General features: G+C 59.8%; 26 protein-coding genes, 1 tRNA gene and 1 rRNA gene. 8 read left to right on the forward strand and 20 right to left on the reverse strand.

What is annotated here, in order from left to right; translation table 11 throughout:
- Positions 1-100 precede the first annotated feature (100 nt).
- Positions 101-216 (forward strand): 5S ribosomal RNA (gene rrf, locus BM046_RS12110).
- Between the two features lie 349 nt (positions 217-565).
- Here the strand turns inward: rrf and cls are convergent.
- From cls to BM046_RS12140, 6 genes are all read right to left on the reverse strand, one after another.
- Positions 566-2005, reverse strand: a complete 1440-nt coding sequence (gene cls, locus BM046_RS12115; protein ID WP_090539837.1) for a cardiolipin synthase — start codon at positions 2003-2005, stop codon at positions 566-568.
- 21 nt (positions 2006-2026) lie between these two features.
- The gene (locus BM046_RS12120; RefSeq protein ID WP_090539838.1) at positions 2027-2362 is read right to left on the reverse strand and encodes a TusE/DsrC/DsvC family sulfur relay protein; all 336 of its coding nucleotides are present in this window, start codon (positions 2360-2362) and stop codon (positions 2027-2029) included.
- The gene (gene tusB, locus BM046_RS12125; protein ID WP_090539840.1) at positions 2359-2658 is read right to left on the reverse strand and encodes a sulfurtransferase complex subunit TusB; all 300 of its coding nucleotides are present in this window, start codon (positions 2656-2658) and stop codon (positions 2359-2361) included. Before tusB ends, BM046_RS12120 begins: the two co-directional genes overlap by 4 nt.
- Positions 2659-2679: 21 nt before the next feature.
- On the reverse strand, positions 2680-3036 hold the full coding sequence (gene tusC / locus BM046_RS12130; protein ID WP_090539842.1) for a sulfurtransferase complex subunit TusC: 357 nt from the start codon (positions 3034-3036) through the stop codon (positions 2680-2682).
- Positions 3036-3425 carry a sulfurtransferase complex subunit TusD gene (gene tusD / locus BM046_RS12135; RefSeq protein WP_090539844.1) on the reverse strand — a complete coding sequence of 130 codons (390 nt, stop codon included), beginning with the start codon at positions 3423-3425 and terminating at the stop codon, positions 3036-3038. The genes tusC and tusD overlap by 1 nt, the downstream gene beginning before the upstream one ends.
- A gap of 72 nt (positions 3426-3497) precedes the next feature.
- Positions 3498-4163 carry a Bax inhibitor-1/YccA family protein gene (locus tag BM046_RS12140; RefSeq protein WP_090540083.1) on the reverse strand — a complete coding sequence of 222 codons (666 nt, stop codon included), beginning with the start codon at positions 4161-4163 and terminating at the stop codon, positions 3498-3500.
- A gap of 165 nt (positions 4164-4328) precedes the next feature.
- Between BM046_RS12140 and BM046_RS12145 the strand changes: the two genes are divergently transcribed.
- A tRNA-Ser gene (locus BM046_RS12145) sits at positions 4329-4418 on the forward strand.
- Positions 4419-4874: 456 nt separating this feature from the next.
- On the opposite strand, the gene BM046_RS12150 is transcribed toward BM046_RS12145, so the two are convergent.
- Positions 4875-7760, reverse strand: coding sequence for a Tn3 family transposase (locus BM046_RS12150; RefSeq protein WP_001138082.1), 2886 nt, complete (start codon positions 7758-7760; stop codon positions 4875-4877).
- 125 nt (positions 7761-7885) lie between these two features.
- Between BM046_RS12150 and BM046_RS12155 the strand changes: the two genes are divergently transcribed.
- The 3 genes from BM046_RS12155 (at position 7886) to BM046_RS12165 (ending at position 10205) form a co-directional block, all read left to right on the forward strand.
- Positions 7886-8500: a recombinase family protein gene (locus BM046_RS12155; protein ID WP_000904906.1), complete on the forward strand. Its 615-nt coding sequence runs from the start codon at positions 7886-7888 to the stop codon at positions 8498-8500.
- 65 nt (positions 8501-8565) lie between these two features.
- Complete coding sequence (gene aph(3'')-Ib / locus BM046_RS12160; protein WP_001082319.1) at positions 8566-9369, forward strand: aminoglycoside O-phosphotransferase APH(3'')-Ib; 804 nt, start codon at positions 8566-8568, stop codon at positions 9367-9369.
- The gene (locus BM046_RS12165) at positions 9369-10205 is read left to right on the forward strand and encodes an aminoglycoside O-phosphotransferase APH(6)-Id (RefSeq protein WP_000480968.1); all 837 of its coding nucleotides are present in this window, start codon (positions 9369-9371) and stop codon (positions 10203-10205) included. Before aph(3'')-Ib ends, BM046_RS12165 begins: the two co-directional genes overlap by 1 nt.
- A gap of 657 nt (positions 10206-10862) precedes the next feature.
- Here the strand turns inward: BM046_RS12165 and BM046_RS12175 are convergent.
- The 10 genes from BM046_RS12175 to BM046_RS12215 all read right to left on the reverse strand — a co-directional run bounded on the left by BM046_RS12175 (position 10863) and on the right by BM046_RS12215 (position 17313).
- Positions 10863-11180 carry a hypothetical protein gene (locus tag BM046_RS12175; protein ID WP_090539846.1) on the reverse strand — a complete coding sequence of 106 codons (318 nt, stop codon included), beginning with the start codon at positions 11178-11180 and terminating at the stop codon, positions 10863-10865.
- A gap of 121 nt (positions 11181-11301) precedes the next feature.
- Complete coding sequence (locus tag BM046_RS12180; RefSeq protein WP_090539848.1) at positions 11302-11520, reverse strand: hypothetical protein; 219 nt, start codon at positions 11518-11520, stop codon at positions 11302-11304.
- Positions 11504-11932, reverse strand: coding sequence for a hypothetical protein (locus BM046_RS12185; protein WP_090539849.1), 429 nt, complete (start codon positions 11930-11932; stop codon positions 11504-11506). Before BM046_RS12185 ends, BM046_RS12180 begins: the two co-directional genes overlap by 17 nt.
- Before the next feature lie 203 nt (positions 11933-12135).
- Positions 12136-13611 carry a DUF3987 domain-containing protein gene (locus BM046_RS12190; RefSeq protein ID WP_090539851.1) on the reverse strand — a complete coding sequence of 492 codons (1476 nt, stop codon included), beginning with the start codon at positions 13609-13611 and terminating at the stop codon, positions 12136-12138.
- On the reverse strand, positions 13608-14492 hold the full coding sequence (locus tag BM046_RS12195; RefSeq protein ID WP_090539854.1) for a toprim domain-containing protein: 885 nt from the start codon (positions 14490-14492) through the stop codon (positions 13608-13610). The genes BM046_RS12190 and BM046_RS12195 overlap by 4 nt, the downstream gene beginning before the upstream one ends.
- Positions 14489-14623 carry a hypothetical protein gene (locus BM046_RS16500; protein WP_268875199.1) on the reverse strand — a complete coding sequence of 45 codons (135 nt, stop codon included), beginning with the start codon at positions 14621-14623 and terminating at the stop codon, positions 14489-14491. The genes BM046_RS12195 and BM046_RS16500 overlap by 4 nt, the downstream gene beginning before the upstream one ends.
- 4 nt (positions 14624-14627) lie before the next feature.
- The gene (locus tag BM046_RS12200; RefSeq protein ID WP_090539855.1) at positions 14628-14969 is read right to left on the reverse strand and encodes a hypothetical protein; all 342 of its coding nucleotides are present in this window, start codon (positions 14967-14969) and stop codon (positions 14628-14630) included.
- The gene (locus tag BM046_RS12205) at positions 14966-15175 is read right to left on the reverse strand and encodes a helix-turn-helix transcriptional regulator (protein ID WP_090539857.1); all 210 of its coding nucleotides are present in this window, start codon (positions 15173-15175) and stop codon (positions 14966-14968) included. Before BM046_RS12205 ends, BM046_RS12200 begins: the two co-directional genes overlap by 4 nt.
- 102 nt (positions 15176-15277) lie before the next feature.
- Positions 15278-16078 (reverse strand): hypothetical protein, encoded by an 801-nt coding sequence (locus tag BM046_RS12210; RefSeq protein WP_090539859.1) that lies wholly within the window; start codon positions 16076-16078, stop codon positions 15278-15280.
- Positions 16075-17313, reverse strand: a complete 1239-nt coding sequence (locus BM046_RS12215; protein ID WP_090539861.1) for a tyrosine-type recombinase/integrase — start codon at positions 17311-17313, stop codon at positions 16075-16077. The genes BM046_RS12210 and BM046_RS12215 overlap by 4 nt, the downstream gene beginning before the upstream one ends.
- A 319-nt stretch (positions 17314-17632) precedes the next feature.
- On the opposite strand from BM046_RS12215, the gene BM046_RS12220 reads away from it, so the two are divergent.
- Entirely contained in the window at positions 17633-17818 is a 186-nt protein-coding gene (locus BM046_RS12220) for a hypothetical protein (RefSeq protein WP_090539863.1), read from the forward strand.
- A 65-nt stretch (positions 17819-17883) separates the two neighbouring features.
- Here BM046_RS12220 and BM046_RS12225 read toward each other — a convergent pair whose 3' ends face one another.
- The 3 genes from BM046_RS12225 to BM046_RS12235 form a co-directional block, all read right to left on the reverse strand.
- Entirely contained in the window at positions 17884-19131 is a 1248-nt protein-coding gene (locus tag BM046_RS12225; RefSeq protein ID WP_407920446.1) for an OmpP1/FadL family transporter, read from the reverse strand.
- 172 nt (positions 19132-19303) lie between these two features.
- Complete coding sequence (locus BM046_RS12230) at positions 19304-19990, reverse strand: 3'-5' exonuclease (RefSeq protein WP_090539867.1); 687 nt, start codon at positions 19988-19990, stop codon at positions 19304-19306.
- Positions 19987-21921: a putative nucleotidyltransferase substrate binding domain-containing protein gene (locus BM046_RS12235; RefSeq protein WP_090539869.1), complete on the reverse strand. Its 1935-nt coding sequence runs from the start codon at positions 21919-21921 to the stop codon at positions 19987-19989. The genes BM046_RS12230 and BM046_RS12235 overlap by 4 nt, the downstream gene beginning before the upstream one ends.
- Positions 21922-22155: 234 nt before the next feature.
- On the opposite strand from BM046_RS12235, the gene uvrY reads away from it, so the two are divergent.
- Together uvrY and uvrC are read left to right on the forward strand one after the other, a co-directional pair.
- Positions 22156-22806 carry a UvrY/SirA/GacA family response regulator transcription factor gene (gene uvrY, locus BM046_RS12240; RefSeq protein ID WP_177197856.1) on the forward strand — a complete coding sequence of 217 codons (651 nt, stop codon included), beginning with the start codon at positions 22156-22158 and terminating at the stop codon, positions 22804-22806.
- On the forward strand, positions 22803-24632 hold the full coding sequence (uvrC, locus tag BM046_RS12245) for an excinuclease ABC subunit UvrC (protein ID WP_090539874.1): 1830 nt from the start codon (positions 22803-22805) through the stop codon (positions 24630-24632). The genes uvrY and uvrC overlap by 4 nt, the downstream gene beginning before the upstream one ends.
- Positions 24633-24661: the final 29 nt, after the last annotated feature.

A 24661-nucleotide genomic window follows, 5' to 3' on the forward strand; every position in this document is an offset into this window, starting at 1 on the left:
ACAGACGACAGTCTGGAACTGCACGAGATTACGGTTACCGCATTATCACTTTTCCCCCTTTTCGCTGTGAGGATTCAACACCCGCGCAGCAACCGAATTGCTTGACGACCATAGAGCATTGGAACCACCTGATCCCATTCCGAACTCAGAAGTGAAACGATGCATCGCCGATGGTAGTGTGGGGCTTCCCCATGTGAGAGTAGGTCATCGTCAAGCTTTAAATAGAAAACCCCGATCTGGAAACAGGTCGGGGTTTTTTCTTTCTGGTAAATACCTGTCATCTGTCAACCGGACCAGCCCGGGTGCGCAGGGGCTTCATTGCCCGTCTTTTTGCCTGCCGTTCCGGGTCTCATATCCCATGCATTTGTTCTCTCCCTCCGCTCAGGTTGTGCATCACGGCGGAGTCCGAGATGCGCTGTCGGCTCTTCTCCGAAGGAAAGAGTGCGATAGGTTTTCCTCGGCTGATCATCCGTGCAGCGTTTGAAGAGAGCCAGCCGCGGTGGATTCCCAACTCGAGTCGGCAGGGGGCTGGGTAGTGTGAGGTGGCGGGAGAGAATCCGGGGGATCAGAGCAGGGGACTCATGAAGAACATCAGTCGCTCCAGTACTCGCGCCGGCTTGCTGCGTTGCGCCCAGCGCTCGGGGTCGAGGCGCTCGCTGGAGGTCTCGTAGCTGTCCAGCAGGGCGCGCACTTCCTGGCAGCTGTCGGGGGCGAAGATGGCTACGGTCAGCTCGAAGTTGAGTTGAAAGCTGCGGATATCCAGATTCACACTACCGACCAGTGCCAGTTGCTCGTCCATCAGCATTGCCTTGGTATGCAGCAATCCCCCATCGAACAACAGAATCTCCACTCCCGCTTCCAGCAGGGTGTCGAAATAGGATCGGCTCGCCCATCCGACCATCAGCGAATCGTTTTTCCTTGGTACCAGTATCTTGACCTGAACGCCTCTGGCTGCAGCCTGGCACAGGGCATCCAGTACCGACTGAGAGGGGACGAAATAGGGGGTACTGACGGTGATGTTGTGATTCGCACGATAGATGCTGGTCAAAACGGCTTCGTTGATCAGGTCGCCCATTCCGGGACCGGAAGGAATGATGGACAGCCAGTGACGTCTTTGCCCATCGGCGGTCGGCAATGTGGGGAATACGCGTACTCCCGTCTCCACCTCCCAATCCCAGGCAAACACCTTGGCAAGCCCAGCAGCCGCTTCTCCTTCCAGTCGCAACATCATGTCGACCCATTGGCCTACACGTGCTTCGACCTTGAAGTGGGCCGGGTCAGCAATATTCATCGAGCCGGTGTAGGCAATGCTGTCATCTATCACTACCAGCTTGCGGTGCATGCGCAGATCGATTCTCTGCACCAGGGTCCGGTACAGGCGTACAGGGAGGGCTGCAACGACTTCTATTCCCGCTTCACGCATCGCTCGACATGACCTGGAACGGAAGAAACGGCGACTGCCGGCGTGATCGATCAGCAGGCGAACAGTGACGCCTCGGTTGCGGGCGTTGATCAGGGCGCTGGTGAGTCGCTCCACATACCCATAGGGATGCCAGATATAGGTTTCCAGAACAATGCTGCGCCGGGCCTGATGAACGTCCCTTATCAGGCGTTCGAAGATATCCTCCGGCGTTCTGAGAATATGCATCGCTCCGTAGTTCAAAGCCCCGATGCCTACCTGAGTCGTCATCAGGCTGTTGATTGCCTCGGTCAGTTCGCCGCCGGGCAGGGCATCCTTGTTATCGTGGAATTGTGTGGTGAGATTGGTCAGATAGGGCTCGACCATGGTGTTGGCTCTGGCGGCACGTTTGCGCCCCAGGTTCAGCTCGCCAAACAGCAGGTACAGTATCGCTCCCACAATGGGGACTATGTAGATGATCAACAGCCAGGCCAGTGTGACACTGACTGGCCGGCGCAGGGCGATGATTCTCAGCGTGACCGCAGCCGTTACCAGCCAGTAGAGCCCGGCCCAGAGCCAGCCAACAATGCTGTGCAGGTAATCCATGGTGGTCCCGTTTCAGAAGGGTTACAGGCAGTTGTCCGGTTTCGGCAATCCGGCGATCTTGCTGGCAAGTTTTGCCGGACTACCCGGAAAGAGTTTGAGCAGGTACATGCTGTTACCCTTGTCCGCGCCAAGCTCCTGGCCAATGTATTTCACCAGCGGACGCATCGCCGGTGACAGCTGATACTGGGCGTGGAAGCGTCGCAATGCGTGGATCACATCGTAATGCTCGGGCGTCAGTGTCAGCCCCTCAGACGCCGCCAGTGCTTCGGCCACGGCTTCAGACCAGTCGTCCAGATCCCGCAGGAACCCGTCCTTGTCCAGCTCGATCGAACGGCCGTCTACCAGCAGCGCAGTCACCAGCTCACCACCTTGGTACGCTCCACGCAGAGCTCCACCATCATCGCGTGAGTTATTACCCGAGTTCGCCCAGGCAGATCATCCAGAGCCAGACCGCGTGCCTGCAGGTCCACATCCAGAGCGTACAGTGCAATGCTTGCGGGCAGATATTCCAGCGAGTCCCGTGTCGCTGTGCCAGGCAACAGGCCATAGACTGCTTCCTCTATCAGCAGCAGTGCCTGACCTGCGTTGATCGAGCGCAGACAGCTCGCAAATCTGGTCTCAGCGTGGGGCGAGTGTCGGAGAATATGCAGCATGATCGGATTCGCCTCCTCGGCTCAGAGCGTCAGAACCTGGTCGTAATGTTCAATGAGGGCAGCAATTTCCGCGTTGTTCAGAACCCGCGCGTCCAGCATGCACCGATTTGCCTGTATTCCACGGTCGCCCAGCGAATGCTGGCAGACCAGCACATCCTCAACACCATACAGCGGAAGTGCCTGCAAGTTAGCCGCCAGGGATTTCTGGGCAATCTGCGCGGCATCCTGCCCCTTGATCAGCTGAAATACGCCATCATCCATGAACAGAATGCCGCAGGGGACCCCAAAAGCCGCGGCTGACAGCGCTACGTCCAGGGCTTCGCGGGCCTGGGGACGGGCAGGCGAGTGGCGGCTGATTACCAAGAGGCTCTTCATGATCAGGTCCCGAATGTAACGGCGCGATCAGCAGACTGCAGGGCATCGACCCACTGGCCCAGCCCGGATAGTTCCCACGGCTCAGCCGTATTGGCTGCAGGACGGTCCCAGCGCTCGGCTTCGGCGGGGTTCAGCACTCCCCGGCGCAGGGCGGCCGCGATGCAGACTACCGCGTCCAGATGGTTATCCTGAATGAACTGGCGCCATTCTGCACCGATATCCTTTTCATCCTGGGGCACGACATTGAGCTGTGACGCTAGCAGTACGCCGTCCCGATAGAAGAACAAGCGACTGATCCGGTGACCGGCTGCCAGAACGGCGCGGGAGAACTCCAAGGCGCTCCGGGCGGCGGGGTCCTGAGGGCCAGCAAGCAGGGCGATAGCAAAATCCATTGATTGCACCGATCAGAAAACAAGGAGGCCCGCCAGTTGGCGAGCCTCCGGATTATAGCGAAAGTCGCCGGCTCAATCGCTGCTGAACACACCCAGCAACTGCAGCAGACTGAGGAAGAGGTTATAGATGGAGACGAACAAGGTCACTGTGGCCAGGATGTAGTTGTCCTCACCGCCATGGATGATGGCACTGGTCTGATACAGGATCACTGCCGAAGAGAACAGCACGAAGCCAGCGGAGATGGCCAGTTGCAGGCCGCTCATCTGCACGAAGAAGCTGGCCACAACGGCGCACAGCAGAACGACAAATCCAGCCAGAATGAAGCCAGACAGGAAGCTGAAGTCCTTGCGGGTCATGATGGCGTAGGCCGACAGACCGAAGAACACCAGGGCGGTCATGCCCAATGCCATGGTAACCAGTTGGGCACCGTTGTTCAGCGACAGGTAGAAGTTGAGCAGCGGGCCAAGGGTGTAGCCCATGAAGCCGGTCAGCGCGAAAGTCAGCACCAGACCCCAGCCGGAATTGCGGGCCTTGTGGATGCCGAACAGCAATCCGTAGAAGCCGACCAGTGTGATGATCAGACCGGGATGGCGGAGATTGAGCGTCATGGAGATGAAGGCGACGACGGCGCTGAAGGCCAGCGTCATTGCCAGCAGGGAGTAGGTGTTGCGAAACAGCTTGCTTACTTCTGCTTCATTTACACCGGCCTGTTGCAACGTGGTATGACGTTCTTGCATTTGCATGGTTGAAGGCTCCAGTAGTTGTAATGCAGATGATCCTTTCATGTCTTGGATCATACTAGTTAACCTTGGACAATCAAAACATCCAATTCTCAAAAACGTTACCTGATGCGTCATTATCCCATTGACTGCGAACCAGTTTCCGGTAGTATTGCCGGCCGTGGAGGGATGGCAGAGCGGTTGAATGCACCGGTCTTGAAAACCGGCAAGGGTTAACGCCCTTCCAGGGTTCGAATCCCTGTCCCTCCGCCAGATATGTAACTCAAGGCCCCGAACTCCGGGGCTTTGTTGTTTTTAGGGATTAGCAGTCCCCCACTTGATCCCCCATTCTGTCGGCGCGTGACCGTTCCCCCATCACTTGAAAGGTACTCCCAGCGGGGTGGCCGGTGCGGGTAATTCGATCCCCGGCCCTTGGCTATATACCGCGCAATGCGGGCGGCGGTTGTTGTTTCGTTGTCGGCATTCGGGCTAGGCGGGGCAGGCGCTGGCGATTGGCGATAGGGCAACTGCATAGCTTCATGCGTAGGGGGTGCGAACCTTGCGCGAACTTAGGGTGCGTACTTCCCGTGCGTACTTGGTGCGTACCCGTTCAAGTGCGCGGAGAAGGTGCGTGAAAAGTGCGCGGAGTGCGTGAAGCATTGCCGTCCCGTCTTACCTTTTCGCGCTGGTGCTTCCGGGGTCGTTTGCGGGAGGGGGCGGAATCCTACGCTAAGGCTTTGGCCAGCGATATTCTCCGGTGAGATTGATGTGTTCCCATCCGAGCGGCGAAACATGGGCCAAGAGATCGGGCGATAGCAGCTTTCCATCGCGTTTCTGGTTTGCAACGACCTCGCCGAGCTTCATGGTGTTCCAGAAGATGATGATGGCGGCGAGCAGATTCATGCCGGCGATGCGGTAATGCTGGCCTTCGGCGGAACGGTCGCGGATTTCACCGCGGCGGTGGAAGCTGATTGCCCGCTTCAGCGCATGATGAGCTTCGCCTTTGTTGAGCCCGATCTGGGCACGCCGTTGGAGTTCGGCATCCAGAATCCAGTCGATCATGAACAGGGTGCGCTCGACGCGACCGACTTCCCGCAGGGCTGTCGCGAGCTCGTTCTGCCGCGGATAGGAGGCGAGTTTCCGCAGAATCTGGCTTGGCGCGACGGTCCCGGCAGCAATGGTGGCGGCGATGCGCAGGATGTCGGGCCAATTGCGCTCGATCATGGCTTGGTTGACCTTTCCGCCGATCAACGCTCGCAGGTGCGCCGGGGCGGCCGACGGATTGAACGCGTAGAGCCGTTTGGATGGCAGGTCGCGGATGCGCGGAGCGAACCGGTAGCCGAGAATGGCACATGCGGCAAAGACGTGATCGGTGAAGCCGCCCGTGTCGGTGAACTGCTCGCGGATATGGCGTCCAGCATCGTTCATCAGCAGGCCATCGAGGATGTAAGGCGCTTCGCTTGCCGTTGCAGGAATCACCTGGGTTGCGAACGGCGCATATTGGTCGGAGACGTGGCTATAGGCTTTCAGGCCCGGGGTATTGCCATATTTCGCGTTGACCAGGTTCATGGCCTCACCTTGCTCTGTAGCGACGAAGAACTGTCCGTCGCTCGAAGCCGACGTGCCCATGCCCCAGAACCGGGCCATGGGTAACGCTGCCTGTGCCTCGACCACCATGGCCAGCGCCCGGTCATAGGCTTCGCCCTCGACATGCCACCGTCCAATGCGGATCAATTCCCAGAAGGTGTGGGTGTTTGTCGCATCCGCCATTTTGCGCAAGCCGAGGTTGATCCCTTCCGCCAAGATAACGTTCATTAGCCCGATCCGGTCAGCGCAGGGTGCTCCTGTGCGCAGATGGGTGAACGCTTCGGTGAAGCCGGTCGCCGCATCCACCTCCAGCAGGAGATCGGTGATGCGCGTGGGCGGGATCTGCTTGTAGAGATCGAGCACCAGATCTTCGGCGCCTGTCGGCGCGGCGGCTTCGAGTTTCTCGATATGCAGAACGCCGTTTTCAATCGACCCGCCCGGGATCGTGCCTGCGCGAGCGGCACGGCCAAGCTCGCGCAACCGCATGTCGAGGCGAGCTTGCCGGTCTGCCAGCCATTCCTCCGGCCGCAATGGCACAGCGAGACGACCGCCTTCCGCGATGGATTGTGCCGGAACGAGTGCGTGTTTCAGATCGCCATAGCGCCGGGACCTAGTAAGCCAGACATCTCCGGAGCGGAACGCATCGCGCAGATGGAACAGCACCGCGATCTCCCATAGGCGAGCGTCGCCAGCCCTCTGGGCCCGAAGGTGGCGATGCCATTTCGAGCTGGGCCGCAAGAAGCTGGTCATCGCGGCATCGTTCAAACCGGTACGAAGGGCCGTCACCGCTTCCAGAAGCGGCAGTGCAACGGGCGCAGCTCGCAGATCGAGCAGGCGCAACATGCGTGGAGCGTATCGGCGGAAGCGGTGATAACCGTCGAGCACATGATTGAGCGGATCGTCGGCCATGGTGGCGGTCAGCCTGGTTGCCATTGCAACAAGGGTTTTTAAGCCGTCCCACCCTGACCCACTCGCGATGACATCGCCCAGCGGCTGGCCATCATCCTGTGCATCGACCAGGGCGCCCCCGATCTCGGCGAAGGATTTCAGGGTGTCACGCACCACCCCCGCTTCGTCTGCGACCTTTGCATGGCAAATACGCTCCGAAGCACGGTAGAGACGGCCGACGATCCGGTCGTGGGTTTCGACCACTGCGTCGGCCAACATCGCCTGCCATTCCGAGACGCAAACAGCCAAGATCGCAAGCCGCCTGTCCTCCGGGAGATCGCGCATGCCGTCGGCATAATACCGTTCACCCTGCCTGCGCAGACGAGTCACCCGATGGGCAGGAACGCCGGCAAGCAGATCCTCGGGGAGATCGATGCGTTGCAGATATTCGAGCCGGTCGAGCAGCCGGTTGGCCGACGAAGAGTTCGAGCCAGGCTCGAACTGGCGCAGCCACACAAAACGGGTCACCCGATCATCAGCCGTCTCCTCGAGCAATGCCAGCAACTGTTCTCGGATCGACATAGGCAGCCGACTGGCGATCCTCGTCTCGATGCGTCGCTCGGCATCGACGAGAGCCGCGGCACAAAGCCGCTCGATCGTGGATGTCGCGGGAAGGACAGTGCGGGTGCGTCGGCACTCGGCTACGAAGCGACGGGCGATATCCTCGTTCGACACCGCCATCTCGGCTTCTCGGAACAACCATTCCTTCAGCTCGCTCGCACCACGTCCGGAGAAGGTGCGGAAGCCGTAGAGCCCCCGTAACTCGGCAAGATGCTCGTGCCGTGTTTCCTCGCGGGCAGCATAGTCTACGAGATCGTCGGCACCCAGGCCAAGCTGCGCTCCGATAAATTCGATGACCTCTGCAGGGATCAGTTCGCCTGGAGCCAGCACCCGGCCGGGATAGCGCAGGACACACAATTGCAGGGCGAAGCCGAACCTGTTGTGAGCGCGCCGACGCAGCCTGATATGCCCAAGGTCTTCATCACTCAGCGTATAGTGCTTGAGCAAATCCGTCTGTGAAGTCGGCAAGCGCAACAGCGCGTCTTTCTGCCGATCGGTTAGAGTGACGCGACGCGGCATACATGTTCCTTTTTCAAAATCTGATAGCGTTCAAGACGCTTTGTTTATGAAGCTGGTTGAGATACATTTCCAGAGGTCAATGCAATCGTGGCCGAAGCGCCGCCTCAAACCAACGTTTGTGATACATGCTGATCGGATATGCCCGCGTCTCCAAAGCCGATGGCTCGCAGTCTCTCGACCTGCAGCACGACGCCTTGCGCGCCGCAGGTGTCGAACGGGACAATATCTATGATGATCTTGCTTCCGGCGGTCGTGATGATCGCCCTGGCTTGACTGCCTGCCTCAAGTCATTGCGTGACGGCGATGTGCTGGTGGTCTGGAAGCTCGATCGCCTCGGACGATCGCTTGCCCATCTGGTCAACACGGTGAAGGAGCTGTCAGACCGCAAGATCGGCCTGCGGGTTCTGACTGGAAAGGGCGCTCAGATCGACACCACGACTGCGTCCGGTCGCATGGTGTTCGGAATCTTCGCCACCTTGGCCGAGTTCGAGCGGGATCTGATCCGAGAGCGCACCATGGCGGGTCTCGCCTCCGCGAGAGCGCGCGGTCGCAAGGGCGGACGAAAATTCGCGCTCACCAAAGCTCAGGTGCGTCTCGCGCAAGCCGCCATGGCCCAGCGCGATACTTCAGTTTCCGATCTCTGCAAGGAACTCGGCATCGAGCGCGTCACTCTCTACCGATATGTCGGTCCCAAAGGCGAGCTCAGAGACCATGGAAAGCATGTTCTCGGACTTACGTAGCAACTCGTTTCTTTTCGCAGGTTGAGCCACCTCCGCGCTTCATCAGAAAACTGAAGGAACCTCCATTGAATCGAACTAATATTTTTTTTGGTGAATCGCATTCTGACTGGTTGCCTGTCAGAGGCGGAGAATCTGGTGATTTTGTTTTTCGACGTGGTGACGGGCATGCCTTCGCGAAAATCGCACCTGCTTCCCGCCGCGGTGAGCTCGCTGGAGAGCGTGACCGCCTCATTTGGCTCAAAGGTCGAGGTGTGGCTTGCCCCGAGGTGATCAACTGGCAGGAGGAACAGGAGGGTGCATGCTTGGTGATAACGGCAATTCCGGGAGTACCGGCGGCTGATCTGTCTGGAGCGGATTTGCTCAAAGCGTGGCCGTCAATGGGGCAGCAACTTGGCGCTGTTCACAGCCTATCGGTTGATCAATGTCCGTTTGAGCGCAGGCTGTCGCGAATGTTCGGACGCGCCGTTGATGTGGTGTCCCGCAATGCCGTCAATCCCGACTTCTTACCGGACGAGGACAAGAGTACGCCGCAGCTCGATCTTTTGGCTCGTGTCGAACGAGAGCTACCGGTGCGGCTCGACCAAGAGCGCACCGATATGGTTGTTTGCCATGGTGATCCCTGCATGCCGAACTTCATGGTGGACCCTAAAACTCTTCAATGCACGGGTCTGATCGACCTTGGGCGGCTCGGAACAGCAGATCGCTATGCCGATTTGGCACTCATGATTGCTAACGCCGAAGAGAACTGGGCAGCGCCAGATGAAGCAGAGCGCGCCTTCGCTGTCCTATTCAATGTATTGGGGATCGAAGCCCCCGACCGCGAACGCCTTGCCTTCTATCTGCGATTGGACCCTCTGACTTGGGGTTGATGTTCATGCCGCCTGTTTTTCCTGCTCATTGGCACGTTTCGCAACCTGTTCTCATTGCGGACACCTTTTCCAGCCTCGTTTGGAAAGTTTCATTGCCAGACGGGACTCCTGCAATCGTCAAGGGATTGAAACCTATAGAAGACATTGCTGATGAACTGCGCGGGGCCGACTATCTGGTATGGCGCAATGGGAGGGGAGCAGTCCGGTTGCTCGGTCGTGAGAACAATCTGATGTTGCTCGAATATGCCGGGGAGCGAATGCTCTCTCACATCGTTGCCGAGCACGGCGACTACCAGGCGACCGAAATTGCAGCGGAACTAATGGCGAAGCTGTATGCCGCATCTGAGGAACCCCTGCCTTCTGCCCTTCTCCCGATCCGGGATCGCTTTGCAGCTTTGTTTCAGCGGGCGCGCGATGATCAAAACGCAGGTTGTCAAACTGACTACGTCCACGCGGCGATTATAGCCGATCAAATGATGAGCAATGCCTCGGAACTGCGTGGGCTACATGGCGATCTGCATCATGAAAACATCATGTTCTCCAGTCGCGGCTGGCTGGTGATAGATCCCGTCGGTCTGGTCGGTGAAGTGGGCTTTGGCGCCGCCAATATGTTCTACGATCCGGCTGACAGAGACGACCTTTGTCTCGATCCTAGACGCATTGCACAGATGGCGGACGCATTCTCTCGTGCGCTGGACGTCGATCCGCGTCGCCTGCTCGACCAGGCGTACGCTTATGGGTGCCTTTCCGCAGCTTGGAACGCGGATGGAGAAGAGGAGCAACGCGATCTAGCTATCGCGGCCGCGATCAAGCAGGTGCGACAGACGTCATACTAGATATCAAGCGACTTCTCCTATCCCCTGGGAACACATCAATCTTACCGGAGAATATCGTTGGCCAAAGCCTTAGCGTAGGATTTCGCCCTCTCCCGCAAACGACCCCCTTCCACCTGTTCCGGCCTGCTCTCAGGGCTACCCGTAAACTCCCCGTTACCCTTGCAGTAGCTTTGCTGTCGTCCGTTGGGGGCGGGGCGCTTTGCCGTCTTTCCGAAAACTTGAATTTTGTGGATGTGAAAAAGTAGCTCCCCCCGTCGTTCCGGCGAGTGTTGCTCTGAACTTTTACCCCGGCCCCCCACCTGCTCGAATGCCTTGCCGTAATCTTGCCGTGCCCTTGCGGTAATCTTGGGGTGATTCCGAGGCGGATTATCCCCGCGTAGGGCCTCGCACTCGCCTCGTACCGATAGGGTCGAATAGGGTCATTCATGGGGTTGTTTTCGCAAACAGCGCATTGCGTCTTTTTAAGTGCGTCAGATGCGTCATTCATGGGGTGTTCTCGCAAGGCGGGGTTAACCTCCCGTTAACAGGGTATTTAATCTGCAAGTGAGACAGGGAGCGGTTTCCTGAATCGAAAGGCTCCAAGGTTTTGATGCCCCCCCGTTACTTGCACATTTTGCACGCTCCATTAAAAACCCCGCTCGGTGGCGGGGTGGGCAGTCAGACAACTGTCAGGGTAGGCGGTAGCTTCGGCCCGAATATCTCCCCAGGTGCGAACGGGTCAGGTAGTGCGCCAGCTGGTGCGGTTCGGATGAACTCTATCAGCGCAACGTGGCAGGCTTGGTACAGCGGGCTACCCGCGCCCCATTCATCGCCCCGGCGCTCGCTGCTGTTCTCCAGATCGTGAACGGCTACCAGATCGGCCAGGGTGCGCCAGCCTTCCCGGCGTGCCTTCTCCCGGTCTACCCGGTTGATGTTCAGCAGATCCGCCAGAGCATCAAAGCCCAGCGCCTCCGCGTCGCCTGTCTTGTCCAGCACCAGCAGGGCACCATGCGCCAGCAGTATCGAGCGTGCAATCTCCAGCGCGTCGGCTCGGTGCTCCCGTGCCAGCCGTTCCAGTTCTTCGACCTTGTGCCGGGTGAACGGCAGGTGCTGGCGCTCAATTGCGGCCTGTCGCCTGAATGCGCGGCGGGTCTGTCTCGTGCTTGTACTCCAGCACCTTCAGCACTTCGGCACTGTTCGGCGGGCCACCGACGTGAAGCGTTGCCGCAACCTCGCCAGTGAGGGGGTTCACAAATTCTATGCGAGTGACACGTTGGCTGTCGTCGGTAGCGCCTTGCTCCAGTGCGGCTAGCCGCTTCTCAAGTTGCTTGCTCATGGATTGCCTCCAGTTTCTCTATGCGTTGTTCCAGCTCGGTCACCTCAACTATCTTGCACACGTCAGCCAGTGCCGATAGCAGCTCCTTAGCCTGATCTGTTGTCAGCTCTCCAGCGCCAGCCATTCGCATTATGGCGCGGGCCACGTCGCCGGGGGTGCCATCCAGTGGTTCCGATAACGCTACCGGCTCGCTGGTCGGCTTCAGCTTCGGGTATAGGCGGTCGGCAATCATGGCGGCGGCCTGCAGATCCCCGTCAGCGGCCTGCTGTGCGACGGCTTTCCAGAATCCCAGCTCCCCATCAGGGTATGCCTGCTGCAGCGCCTCACGGGCAAGCGTGCGCCGGTTGCGACTACCTTTGGGGCGGCCTCGGGTGTTTGGGTTGGGTATCTGTTTCGGTTGTTTATTGGTCATGGTGGCGGTCTCTTAGCCTGGCTGTTGTGGTGTGCGTGTCGGGAATGCTGCGGAACCTGCGGATTCTGCGGAAGGTCGCGTAATAGTTGGGGTTCAGGTTGCGGAAGGTTTGCGGAAGGTTGCGGATTTTCTGCGGTTGTTTCGATAGTCCGCATATTTTCCGCAACTCTCCGCAACTTCTCCGCAAGTGCAAAGCCCCGTGTTTAGCGGCTTTCCGCACTTTCCGCTGATTCCGCAAGGGGGTTGAGTCGGAATTGCTTTCCGTCGCTGGTCAGCAGGTGGTTATGCTTCACCAGCACAGCCAATACAGCGTCACGCTTCTTCGCGGATCTGATCGCGGGCGGCCATGCCTTTCCAGCTTTGGCCTTGTCGAACACGCGCCAGCTGTCCGCACGCTCTGGCTCCTGCATCCACTCCATGACCATGGCGGCCTGTTTCAATACCGGATCGCTGGCGCTCGGGTCGGTATAGCGTAGCCACTCATCAAGCGAGTACCTCACCAGTCGGCAGGCGTTGTATATGCACGCGCTGTTGATCCGCTCCAGCCCCTCAAAGCAGGCCAGGACAGTGGCGACACGCAAGGCCAGCTCTGCTCCGCGACTGGCGAACGGCTTAAGCCCAGCGAATACTCCCAGCGGCCCTAGATCGCTTTCGATGTCTCCCTTGAACTGGATCCATATTTGTTTTGCTTCGTCATCCAAATCCAGTACCGGCGGCATGACCTCGCTGGTCTCCGGGTCGATATGTTCAGCGGTGGCGGCTATTTCCTTGCAGCGCGCCCAATAGCGTTGCAGTCGCGGATCGGCATAGGCGTTTTTGCTCAGCGACTCCACGGTATAAACGCGCGTACCAGCCAAACTATCCGGCGCGGCGAACAGAAAGCGCGCTAGAAAGCCCTGGCCGGTCATGAGCGGGTTTGTCAGCGCGTCCGCCACTGCTACAGGTTGCGCCAGCAGATGCACGCTCAGGCGGCGGTTATAGGCCACTCCAGAGCCTTCGACGTTGCCCCGTGAACGGGTGCGCTCGAAGTGCCCATTATCAAACGCCTTTGTCAGCCCTCCCAGCGTTGCCGCTACGGTGTCAGCCTTGAGCGATGATCCCCCCAGCATCTGCCCGCCTTCGTCGGTGTCCCAGCTGGCAGCAGCCATGCCCCGGATAAAGTCCCCGGCAATGGGTTCGAAGGTGGCATCTGTGTACAGGGTGCGCGGATCTGCTGGCAATGGGTTCTCTGTCAGAAACTCATCGCGTTTTTTTCCCTTGAGCCGTTGCGCCTGCTCCATGATGGGGTTGCACTCCAAGCGGTGCCGGTTCCTTGCCTCCTTTTCAGCCTCGTCAATCGTCTTGAAGGCCAGTCGCCTGGCGCTCGATTTACCTTCACCAGAACCAAACAGTGAAAGCATGAATAGCGAACACGGCGAACCGTCCGGCTTGCCGCCGGGGTGCCATGCGTTGGCGCGGGTCTGTGCAAGATGCGTCGCGGCTCCAATGGCGCACTGGCCAGCGATAGCCTCCGGCACCTGCTCATGCTCGGCAATGGCTTTGACTGCTTCGCGCATGACGGCGGGCAGCGCGTCTACCGGGTAGGGCGTTGCCGGTGCGGTGTCTGGCAGTAACGGCACGGGCGTTGGTACTGCTGGCGCTTGCGCTGCGGATACCAGCGGGGTGACGGCGGTATTCATTGTGCAGCCCTCCAGTTGGCAAGGTCGTTGAAGTCACTCAGCGCCAGCGGCGCATCAGGCGGAAATACCGGCAGCACCATAGCGCAGCCCAGGGCAGCGGCGGCCTTGCTGGCGGCCTCCACTCCGGGGTTGCCCTTGCCCTCCGCTTCGGTCTGGCGGTCATCATCCCCGGCTATCACCAGCAGGCTGTCAGGGTGCTGGCGCTGCAACTGGCGGCCTACCTCCAGCAGATTGCCCGCATTCATGGCGCAGGCGACGGCGTGCCCGGTGTCGGCATGAATACTGGCCCCGGTTGCCCAGCCCTCGCAGATATACAGCGGCTTGCCGCGCTCCAGCTTGCCTATTGCCGAGTAACAGCCCTTTACCCGGCCCCCGGTCAAAAAGCGCTTTGTACCGTCCGGCATGATCCGTTGCAGATTCATCAGCAGACCATCGGCATACAGTGGCACCAGCAGCACGTCACCAGCCTGGCGCAGCCGATAGGGCTTGATGGCCTTGCGGGTCAGGTAGGGGTGATCGGCGTTTGCAGGTACTGCGTCGCTCCAGATGCGAGCGGCACGGGCTGCGGCTGCGGCCTGGCGCTGGCGCTGCTCGGCTTCGCGTTGGTGGCGAGCCTGCTCGATGCGTTGGGCAATCAAAGCAGACTCCAGCCGGTCGGCAGGCTTGCGGCTGCTCCAGGTGCGGGTTGATCCATCGCGCCAGCTCCCGAACGCGCCGGAAGCGATGCCATCGGCATATAGGACATACCAGCCGTTCAGCGTGCCGGGCTTGTCCTCTGGCACACGGAAGCGGTGAATTGATCCATCAGCGACCGGTAGCCAGTCCAGCAGGCCGAACGCCTCTTGCAGTGCGTCACGGAATTGAATCACGGCGTCTGTCATAGCTGCGGCCCCAGGGTAATCAGCGCAAGGGTAAAGGCGAGCACCAGGGCTTGCGCGGTCAGCGGGTTGTCTTGAATCCATACGCCAGCGCAGGCCAGCCAGCGGGTTAACAGGTTGCGATTGTTCGGCATGGCGTCAGCCCTCGGTGGTCGGTCGGGTGCGCTGTAGCTTGCTCAAAACGGCGGCGGCGTGCTGGCGCTGGCTTGTCGGCAGGCTGTAGCGGGTGACGGTGCAAGGTGCGCCCCAGTTGTTGGGTACGCGCTCCGGCTGGCGTTTGAAGGTCAGGCCGTGATGGTTGGCGAGTACGGCAATTGTGGACGGCAAACAATGATCGCCCATGCGCTCGGCTTCAAAGCGGTTGAGGCTTGCGCCGGTCAGTAGGTGCGCCAGTATCCGGGCAATCTTGCTGGGTGCTTCGGTGCTAGAATCGGCCTTGCGCGGGCGGCTTTTCACTTCGGTGGGGTCGCCTTTTTTCATTTCAGCGCTCCCCCATCCAGTTGTTCGGCAATCCAAGCTTCAATCTCGGTCGAATCCCAGCCAACGGCACGGGTGCCGATCTTGCGGGCTTTCGGAAACTTGCCCTTGCTCATCAGCTCGTAAATCCAGGCGCGTCCGTACCCGGTGGCCTCTTGTACTTGGGGCAGGCGCATAATGCGGCGGGGTGGCGTGGCGATAGCAGACATAGCCAAATCTCCTTTGCGCTTGCTGGCGCTCAGTGGATGAAGTGGCTATGACTGTATGGGGGCGGCGGGGCGGCGCGTCCTAACAGGCTCCCGGCGAGTCTATTAGGGTCGCCCGTAGGTGTCGCGTCTGGCGGCTGCTCTTAGTTTTCCGGCTATGGTGTCTTTGCTTTTCGGTAGCTCGACGCGATGACGCGCGGCTGCTGCTTCAACTACGGCAGCAGCTTTGTATGGCTCTGTCAGATCAATACCCGCCTCTTTTGCCAGGGCGAGAATAATACGCTCCATGCTTTCGCGCTCTCGGTAGTCGATAGGCTTTGCTGGAGCGGTGTCATTGGCCTTGGCTGCAAACTCCAAAAGATGTTCAGGGAGAAATACCAGATCGTCGAAGCCTATATGCGGAGCCTTCAAAGCATCAGCCGGGATCGCCTCTGGCTGGCTCTCCGCAAGCTGGCGGAGCGCGTCCAGAGAAAATTTCATGGCCTCTACAATTGACACACGATCCGCCGATTGCGGTTCCTTCACATGCGTTATGGGTGTATCGCGCCATGAATCGGGCACCTCGTAGCACCGCGCCTCCCGACCATCATCTAACAATAAAGTGACTCCAGCATTTTGCTCTAGTGAGTCCGGCGTGATCGGGTAAGCGCCCCACAGGTAATCATCAGGAATACCTCCTTTTCGTTGCTCCAGGATAACTATAACTTCACCGCCTACGGTCGTGGTTTCATGTTGACTCGGGATATAGCAGGCCCACCCTTGAGCAATAATGGAGGCGGTTAGATGGCCCTCCAGCACCAGGTATTTCACGTCATCCCAAGTGACTTCCTCGCCTAGCAATGTGCTCAAATATCTGGCGGCATCTTCCATGGATACAGAGTCTTTGAATTTCAGTAGCTTGCTCATTTCGCGCCCTCCCTCCGCATCTGAATCACGTTACTGGTCGGCTTGCTGGTGCAATAGGCGGCCCAATCATTCATCAGGGCGCGGCGCTTCTCCAGCAGATCCCCCCGGCGATAGGCGGCCTCAACATCATTGCCCAGGCTATGCGCCAGCGCCTGCTCGCATACGTCACGCGGGTGGGGCGTACACTCCCCGGCCCAATCGCGGAACGTGGAACGGAAGCCGTGCATGGTCAGGTCATCCCGGCCCATGCGGCGCAAGCCCATCAGCATGGCCATGTTGGATAGCGGTCTGCCTGCTTTCATGCCGGGGAATAGGTGCGGGTTGCCTTCGATGCGGGGCAGGGACGCCAGCAGCGCCAGCACGGCATCAGCCAGCGGTACGCGGTGCTCCTTGCGGGCTTTCATGCGGTTGGCGGGTATCGTCCAGATGCGGGCTTGCAGGTCGATTTCATCCCAGGTTGCCCCCAGCACTTCACTGGTGCGGCAGGCGGTCAAGATAGTCATCTGCATGGCCTTGGTGGTCATATCGTCGCCAGTCAGTAGCGCCATGAATGCGGGCAGCGCAGGGTAAGGCAGGGCGGTGTGGTGCTTTACGGCTTGTATCTTGTCGCGCCGGGGCAGCAGCTTGTCCAGGTGCCCGCGCCAGCGTGCCGGGTTCTCGCCTTCGCGTAATCCCTTGGCCTTGGCAGCGTCCAGCACCAGCTCAATGCGGTTGCGTACCCGGCTGGCCGTCTCCGGTTTCATGCTCCAGAAGTTATCCTTGTTCAGCACTTCCAGCACATGCGCGGTGGTTACGTCGCTGGGTGCCAGTTTGCCTATGACCGGGCTGGCGTAGGTCTTGAGCGTGTTCTCCCATTGTTGCGCGTGCTTGGCGTTCTTCCAGCCGGAACGGTGCGCGGCAATGTAATCAGCCGCCACGCTGTCGAATGTCACGGCTTTGGCCGCGTCGGCAAGTTGAGCCAGGCGCAGCGCCTCACGCTCTGCTTTCAGCGCCTCCAGCGGGTCGATACCCTCCAGCAGCTGCGAACGGTAAGCGCTGGCCTTCAGGCGGGCCGCCTTTAATCCCAGATCCGGGTAAGGCCCTAGCCCCATCTCGCGGCGCTTGCCGTTGAGCTGATAGCGGAACACCCATGACTTACTCCCGGTGGGCCTTACTGCCAAGCGCAAGCCTTCGCCGTCCTCATAGGTGCCGGGGTCGGTCAGGTTCTCTACTTGCTTCGGGTTCAGCTTGCCCATATTTCTCTCCGCCTGATTCTGTTCCCCCACTTCGTCCCCCACTTTATTCCGTAAGTTGGTGGATTGCGGTGGATGGTTGCGGAATGATATTAGGCTGAAAGCCCCATATAGTCTAGGGTTTGGTGGATTCTGGTGGGCAGTGGTGGAAGACCAGTAGGCGGACTGTCCCTCCGCCACTAACGCATCCTCAAAGCCCCGTGTTCCGGGGCTTTGTTGTTTCTGCCACTGGTGACCATCAGAGGCGTGCTCGAATTTCTTCGCACTTTCCGCTTCGGCGTCCTGTCCAATGTCAGGCAATCGCCACTGAAGGAGCGCGCTGATGCGACTGACCTACCTGTTGATTCCTGCCTTTGTTCTGATGCTGGCTGGCTGCGGCCAGGATGTCGATGACCGTATCGACGAGCCTGATGCGATGCCGCCCTCTGCCGAGCCCTATGGCGAGGTACCGCGGGAGGGAAACCTGCATGACCCGGAAACCGATCCGGCGCCGGGCGAGTCCCGTTGAATGGATTGATAACGCGCTAACGCAAACGCCCCGACCAGCGGGGCGTTTGTTATGAACGGCGGTGTTCAGAAACGATGGGTCAGCTGGACACCCAGGCCGTGGGCACTGTTGCTGTACTGGGCGGAATAGTTCTGGGCCAGGGGAGTCTGATCCTCCTGATCCACGCGACCCTTGCTTTCCTTCACATAGGCGTAGGCCACATCCACGGTCCAGTCTGCATCGATATTCCAGCCTGCGCCCAGCGAGTAGATCTTGCGGTTGCTGACCGGGATTCGCACGGTACGATGCTCGTTGGTGGTCGGGGAGGCATCCAGCGCGAAGCCCGCACGCAGTACCAGGGCCGGATTCAGCTGATAGGCGACGCCGATGGCATGTGCCCAGGAGTTTTTCCAGTTCAGTTCCTCTCCAACCGAGCCGGTCGCATAGACAGCTTCAATTTCCTTCAGGCGGCTCCAGCGGGTCCAGGTGGAACCGGCGTAGATGGTCCACTTGTCGTTGGCCTGGTAGGTGACCGAGGTATCCACCGACTCGGGGGTAGTGAAGTCCAGGGAGCCGTTGAAGCGACCATTGTCCGGAGTCAGGCCTGGGATTACCGGGAAGTCGCTGAAGCGAATGGTGCCTTCAAGTTCATAATCGACTTTGGAGCGATAGCTCAGGCCCCAGGCGAGGCGATCAGTGACGTCAACCAGCACACCGAGATTGTAGCCATAGCCGATATCGTCACCCTTGATGCGCACCTGAGCCTCAGGCACAAGCGAGTGCATCGGATTACTGGTCAGCTTGCCATCGATCTTGTTGATGGTCGGGCCGAATCCGACGGCGACGCGGTCATTGATGCGGTAGCTGAAGGTGGGCTGCAGGGTAGTCACCTGGACCTTGCTGTACAGGCCGTGGTTGCGACCCTGGAACGATTTTTCATAGTCGCTGATCACGCCGAAGGGCACGTACAGCCCAAGGCCGAAGTGCCATTTTTCATCCAGAGGGCGAACGTAGTAGGCAAAGGGCACCTGTGCGTCGGGTGCGATGTCACCCTTGTTGGTACCCGGTGCGGTATTGGCCGCTGAGGCGTCGATATCGGTGTCTGCCCAGATGGCGGCCAGACCACCGCTGATCTCGGCGCGCTGCAAGCGGGACATGCCGGCGGGATTGCCGAAAATAGTGCTGGCATCCTGAGCGGCGGATGAGCGGCCGGCGAAGGACGTACCCATACCGCTGACACTCTGCTCGTTGATGGCCAGGCCATTAGCCATCAATTGGCAGGAGGCGGTGGCCACGGCGATCGCGAGGGTAGTCTTGAACCAGGCATGTGTGATCATCAGGTTGTTTCCTACTTGTTTTGACAGAGTCGCGAACCTAGCAGGATTCATCCGCACACGCCATGATGGCTCGGGGAAAAACGGGCTATTTCGCGTTAAAAATCGTAATCCGGCAGCCAATTGCTGAAAGACTGTACAGTCGCCGGATGACCTTTCGGCCAATGATCCTTCAAAGACGGACAGCGCGCAGGCGATGGAGGCGCCGCCAGCGCGCCAGCCGGTTATCCAGTTCAGCCAGAGTATTTGTCCCCTCACGGGCCAGCCGGTTCAACATGATCAGCAAAAGTTCGGCGCTGACCATGGCATCGGCTGCTGCGTTGTGTCTCTCGCTGTTGGTCAGATGGAAGTGCTGCTGCCAATCGTCCAGGGTATGGCATCTGTCCTGGCAGTCCGGGTGGAGCATGGGCGCCAGTTCGGCCAAGTCGATGAAAGGATGTTGCAGGCGCTGCGCCCATTCCCGACGCAGCCCACGATCCAGCATGCGCCGTTCAAATCCGGCATGATAGGCCACCATCACGCAGCTGCCCGCGTAATCCATGAAATCCTGAAGGGCCTGGCCCAGCGGTTGCCCTGTGCGAACCTGGCTGGGCGCAATCTCGTGGAGCAGGGTGGCTTCGCCCGGTCGATGATCAGGTTGATATACCGTGCACTCGAACTGGCCCGCCATGCTCAGAGCACCTCCAGCCACGGTGACAGCGCCAATGGATAGGATCTCATCCCGGTAGATATCCAGTCCGGTGGTTTCCAGGTCCACGACTACCCAGCGAACGGCAGCCAGCGCCGTATCGTCGATAGGCTGCGGGGGTATCCCGCAGCGGGGGGCATGGCGCTGACGAAAAAGCCGGGCGAGGTTCATAGCTGATACCGCGTACTCAGGCTGGACTGCAGTCGCTGAGCCTGGCGGAACGATTCCCGGAGAATCCGCTGGTCCAGCTGGTTGAGCGAAGCAGGCGCCAGCCTGTTGCTGAACGCCCGCTGCAGGCTTTCCTGCGACTGATGCTGTTGCATGCGCAGCAGCTGGATGAACTGGTATGCCTCCTCGTAGGCGTCTGCATCCAATGCATCCAGGACACCGCGCTGCTTGAGTTGGGCCAGCCGTTGTGTGGTTCCGGTCTCACGGATGCCATTGGCGAGGGCAAGGATGCGGGCCGCATCGACGAAAGGCGTGAGCCCCTGGATCTTGAGGTCGACCGTATGCTTCTCATCGCCACGCCCGGAGACCCGAAAACCCTTGAAAAACCCCAGGGGAGGCTTGTGGGCCAACGCATTGCGAGCCAGCATCAGCTGGAAGCTCGGGGCGTCGGCCACCAGTTCCAGGACCTCGTGGAACAGGGATTCGGCGCCTTCCCGGGGGCCCCAGACCACGCGCAGGTCGAAGAAGATGGAGGACGCCAGCAGATTCTGCGGTGTGGCAGAGCGAATGCACTCCTTGAAGCGTCTGCGCCATTCGTGTTGCGCCAGACAGAGTTCCGGGTTGCCTGCCATGATGTTGCCGACGCAGAGCGTGAATCCGCAGTCTGCCAGCATCCGGTTCACCTGCCGGGCAAGCGGCAACAGTAACTGGCGAATCCGCTCCGCCTCCTCGTCATTCGCAGCCTCGAAGAGAATGCCGTTATCCTGGTCGGTATGCAGGGTTTGTTCGCGCCGGGCTTCGCTGCCGAAACAGAGCCAGGTGAAGGGGACGCCCGGATCGCCATGCTGACGCAGGCAGAGTTCGATGACCCTGACCGTGGTCTGATCGTTGAGCAGGGTGATGATGTGGGTGATCTGGCTGGCGGAGGCGCCGTGGGCCAGCATGTTGTCCACCAGCCGATGGATGTCAGCGCGAAGCGCAACCAGCTCGGCGGTATTGGCCGCGTTGCTGATGGCGCGGGCGAGATGGACCAGGTCCACCCGCTGCAGCGCAAACAGGTCCCGTTCGGACACCACACCGACCAGCGACTGGCCGAGGGTCACGCAGATATGACCGATATGTTCCCGGGTCATGGCGATGGCGGCGTCAAAAGCGGTGGCATTAACCGGAAGACAGCAGGGGGAGGGCGTCATTACGCAGCTGATGGGCTGCTGCAGGTCCATCTCGCCCTCGGCCACCAGTTGCCTCAGGTCGCGGAGGGTAAAGATGCCCTGGGGCACAGCGTCGGCATCAGTCACCACTATGCTGCCCACGCCGGCTTCGTGCATCCGCCGTACGGCCGAACGAATGGGGGTCGCCCCTTCGCAGGCTACCGGATTACGCAAGGCCAGACGATCAAGGGGCGTTTCCAGGGAATACATCTCACCCATGGCTTCCCTGGCCTGCCGTTTGGCCTGCTGATTGACCTGGTCCAGCAGACTGCTGACACCGCGCAGGGCAAAGTCCCGGAACGCAGAAGAGAGCCTGACCAGCTCCTGGAAATCTTCCCGGGGGAGCATGAGGCAAAACGTATCTTCCGCCGCCACGTGTTCGGTGCGGGTGGCCCGCTCGCCTATCAGCGCGGCCAGAGGGAAGCATTCTCCCACGCTGATCTCGAAGGTGGTTTCCGGCGCCGACTGCCCTGCAAGCAGTCGCTCGCCGCGTACGCGCCCCTGTTTTACGATATGGAAGTGCTGAACAGGACCGGCGGTCGGGCGAATGATACTGTCGCCAGCGCCGAAGAAGCGCAGCAGGCAGTGCTCGACCATCCATGCCAGATGGTGAGTTTCCATCTGATTGAAAGGCGGATAACCCAGCAAAAAACTCATGGTGCCGTAAATGTTCTGTTTTACGGCGTCACGGCCGATCTGATTGAAAGCGTCTTCTCTGCTCATCAGGCACCTCTGAAGGGCAGTTCAGCGCATCCGGCGTGCAGCTGCCAATGAGACCAAAGTGTAATGCAGCTGGCCGCTGCCGGCTGGCATAAAGCGCCACCGGACACCTGAAGCTGGTTGCACTTTATAAGTGTGATACGTTTCGCAAAATCCATCGATTTGCTATCGTGAACGCATTGCGAGATGTTTCAGGCGGTATCCTATCGTCGGTTGCGCTCACGAAAGGGGTTCGATTTGATCAAGGTATTGGTGGTTGATGACCATGACCTGGTACGTATGGGCATCAGCCGCATGCTCAGTGATGTGGATGGACTGGAAATCGTAGGGGAAGCCAGCAGCGGCGAAGAGGCTGTCATCCAGGCCAGATCGCTCAAGCCGGATGTGGTGCTGATGGACGTGCGCATGCCCGGCATCGGCGGCCTCGAGGCTACTCGCAAGATCCTCCAGCATGACCGGGGCATCAAGGTGATTGCCGTCACTGTCTGTGAGGAGGAACCCTTCCCGAGCAGATTGATGCAGGCCGGGGCTGCCGGTTACGTGACCAAGGGTGCACCGCTTGATGAGATGGTGACGGCCATTCGCAAGGTGGCAACAGGTCAGCGTTACATCAGTCCAGACATCGCCCAGATTCTGCTGACGCGAATGTATGACGACAACAATGGCGGTCCCTTCGACTCCCTCTCCGAGCGGGAGATGCAGATTGCCCTCATGATTGTCGGCTGTGAGAAGGTTCAGAGCATTTCCGAAAAGTTGCACCTCAGTCCCAAGACCGTGAACACCTACCGATACCGCATCTTCGAGAAACTCAATATCACCAGTGATGTGGAGCTCGCCCTGCTGGCAGTACGTCACGGGATGATTGACGCCTCCCCCGATCAGGTATGACCGGTACCCCCTTCGACGCTTCGGCCTTCCTCAAGGCAGTTACAGCAAAGCCGGGCGTCTACCGGATGTTCGATGCCGAAGGGCAGTTGCTCTATGTGGGCAAGGCGAACAACCTGAAGAAGCGCCTGGCCAGCTACTTTCGCAAGTCTGGACTGAGCCCGAAGACGGCGGCGCTGGTTGCGCGGATCGGGCATATCGATACCACGATCACGGCCAACGAAACCGAGGCCCTGCTGCTCGAACAGAGCCTGATCAAGGTATCCCGGCCACCGTACAACATCCTGCTTCGGGACGACAAGTCCTATCCCTATGTCTACCTCTCCAGTGAGGATGCCTATCCACGGCTGGGGCTGCACCGCGGTCCGAAAAAGGCCAGGGGGCGCTATTTCGGCCCCTATCCCAGTGCCGGTGCGATACGGGAGAGTCTCGGACTGCTGCAGAAGACCTTCAAGGTCCGCCAATGCGAAGACAGCTACTTCCGCAATCGCCTGCGCCCCTGTCTGCAGTATCAGATCAAGCGCTGCAAGGCTCCCTGTGTGGGCTTTGTCAGCGAGGAGGAGTACGCCGAGGATGTCCGCCATTCGGTAATGTTCCTGGAAGGTCGCAGCAGTGCCCTGACCGATGAGCTGACACGGGCCATGGAAACTGCCGCACAGCAGCTGCAGTTCGAGCGCGCTGCGGAGCTGCGCGACCAGATCGGTCAGCTGCGGCGGGTCCAGGACCAGCAGAGCATGGATACAGAGCATGGCAATCTGGACGTGGTGGCCGCAGCGGTGATGCCGGGCGGCGCCTGCGTGCATGTGATCATGGTGCGTCAGGGCAGGGTGCTGGGCAGTCGCAACCACTTTCCCCGGGTCCCGATCGAGCTGACGCCGGGCGAGGTACTTGCCGCCTTCCTGCCGCAGTACTACCTGGGTGGCGCCGAGCGTGAGCTGCCCGGTGAGATCATCGTCAATGCGGTGCATGACGACCTGGCGGTGATCGCCGACGCTCTGGCGCAGGCCAGAGGCTTCTCCGTCACCTTCAGCCACAAGGTCAGGGGCACCCGGGCCCGTTGGCAGGGCATGGCAGTTACCAACGCCGAGCAGGCGCTGGCCTCCATGCTCGCCAACCGTCAGAACATACAGACCCGCTTCGAGGCGCTGCAGGAAGCCCTCGGTCTGGATGAGATGCCGACCCGCCTGGAGTGCTATGACATCAGCCACACCAGCGGTGAATCCACGGTTGCTTCCTGCGTGGTGTTCGGTCCGGAAGGTCCGCTGAAAAGCGACTATCGCCGTTACAACATCCAGGACATCGCCGCAGGTGACGATTATGCGGCAATGCACCAGGTGCTCATGCGCCGCTTTACCCGTTTGCGCGAAGGGGAAGGCAAGATGCCCGACATCCTGCTGGTGGATGGCGGCAAGGGGCAGATGAAGATGGCTCGTGAGGTGCTCCAGGAGCTGGCCATCCATGATCTGACGCTGTTGGGCGTGGCCAAGGGCGTCACTCGCAAGGCCGGCATGGAGACCCTCTACCTCAACGATCCGCACAACGAACTGGTTCTACCGGGGCACTCGCCGGCGCTTCACCTTATCCAGCACATCCGCGACGAGGCCCACCGTTTCGCCATTACCGGACACCGTCAGCGCCGCGGCAAGACCCGCAATACCTCGACGCTGGAGGGCATTCCCGGTGTGGGGCCGAAGCGCCGACGGGAGCTGCTGAAATACTTCGGCGGTTTGCAGGAACTGACCCGCGCCAGCGCCGCCGAAATTGCCAAAGCGCCGGGGATCAGTAAAAAACTGGCCGAACAGATATATACTGCGCTGCATAGCGGCTAGAATCCCGACACCATCCATGTTCACAGAGA

The organism is Halopseudomonas formosensis (assembly GCF_900115905.1).
In the GTDB taxonomy this organism is placed as follows: Bacteria; Pseudomonadota; Gammaproteobacteria; order Pseudomonadales; family Pseudomonadaceae; genus Halopseudomonas; species Halopseudomonas formosensis.

Excerpts from the sequence above, each read along its gene's own strand:
- BM046_RS12215 (WP_090539861.1), bottom strand. The coding sequence starts at position 17,313 with ATGGGCAAGCTGAACCCGAAGCAAGTAGAGAACCTGACCGACCCCGGC.
- BM046_RS12230 (WP_090539867.1), bottom strand. The coding sequence starts at position 19,990 with ATGAACCTCGCCCGGCTTTTTCGTCAGCGCCATGCCCCCCGCTGCGGG.
- BM046_RS12150 (WP_001138082.1), bottom strand. The coding sequence starts at position 7,760 with ATGCCGCGTCGCGTCACTCTAACCGATCGGCAGAAAGACGCGCTGTTG.
- BM046_RS12155 (WP_000904906.1), top strand. The coding sequence starts at position 7,886 with ATGCTGATCGGATATGCCCGCGTCTCCAAAGCCGATGGCTCGCAGTCT.
- BM046_RS12165 (WP_000480968.1), top strand. The coding sequence starts at position 9,369 with ATGTTCATGCCGCCTGTTTTTCCTGCTCATTGGCACGTTTCGCAACCT.
- BM046_RS12140 (WP_090540083.1), bottom strand. The coding sequence starts at position 4,163 with ATGCAAGAACGTCATACCACGTTGCAACAGGCCGGTGTAAATGAAGCA.
- BM046_RS12220 (WP_090539863.1), top strand. The coding sequence starts at position 17,633 with ATGCGACTGACCTACCTGTTGATTCCTGCCTTTGTTCTGATGCTGGCT.
- BM046_RS12200 (WP_090539855.1), bottom strand. The coding sequence starts at position 14,969 with ATGAAAAAAGGCGACCCCACCGAAGTGAAAAGCCGCCCGCGCAAGGCC.
- BM046_RS12205 (WP_090539857.1), bottom strand. The coding sequence starts at position 15,175 with ATGTCTGCTATCGCCACGCCACCCCGCCGCATTATGCGCCTGCCCCAA.
- BM046_RS12210 (WP_090539859.1), bottom strand. The coding sequence starts at position 16,078 with ATGAGCAAGCTACTGAAATTCAAAGACTCTGTATCCATGGAAGATGCC.
- BM046_RS12190 (WP_090539851.1), bottom strand. The coding sequence starts at position 13,611 with ATGAATACCGCCGTCACCCCGCTGGTATCCGCAGCGCAAGCGCCAGCA.
- cls (WP_090539837.1), bottom strand. The coding sequence starts at position 2,005 with ATGGATTACCTGCACAGCATTGTTGGCTGGCTCTGGGCCGGGCTCTAC.
- uvrC (WP_090539874.1), top strand. The coding sequence starts at position 22,803 with ATGACCGGTACCCCCTTCGACGCTTCGGCCTTCCTCAAGGCAGTTACA.
- BM046_RS12185 (WP_090539849.1), bottom strand. The coding sequence starts at position 11,932 with ATGACCAATAAACAACCGAAACAGATACCCAACCCAAACACCCGAGGC.
- BM046_RS12235 (WP_090539869.1), bottom strand. The coding sequence starts at position 21,921 with ATGAGCAGAGAAGACGCTTTCAATCAGATCGGCCGTGACGCCGTAAAA.
- tusD (WP_090539844.1), bottom strand. The coding sequence starts at position 3,425 with ATGGATTTTGCTATCGCCCTGCTTGCTGGCCCTCAGGACCCCGCCGCC.
- BM046_RS12180 (WP_090539848.1), bottom strand. The coding sequence starts at position 11,520 with ATGAGCAAGCAACTTGAGAAGCGGCTAGCCGCACTGGAGCAAGGCGCT.
- BM046_RS16500 (WP_268875199.1), bottom strand. The coding sequence starts at position 14,623 with ATGCCGAACAATCGCAACCTGTTAACCCGCTGGCTGGCCTGCGCTGGC.
- BM046_RS12195 (WP_090539854.1), bottom strand. The coding sequence starts at position 14,492 with ATGACAGACGCCGTGATTCAATTCCGTGACGCACTGCAAGAGGCGTTC.
- tusB (WP_090539840.1), bottom strand. The coding sequence starts at position 2,658 with ATGCTGCATATTCTCCGACACTCGCCCCACGCTGAGACCAGATTTGCG.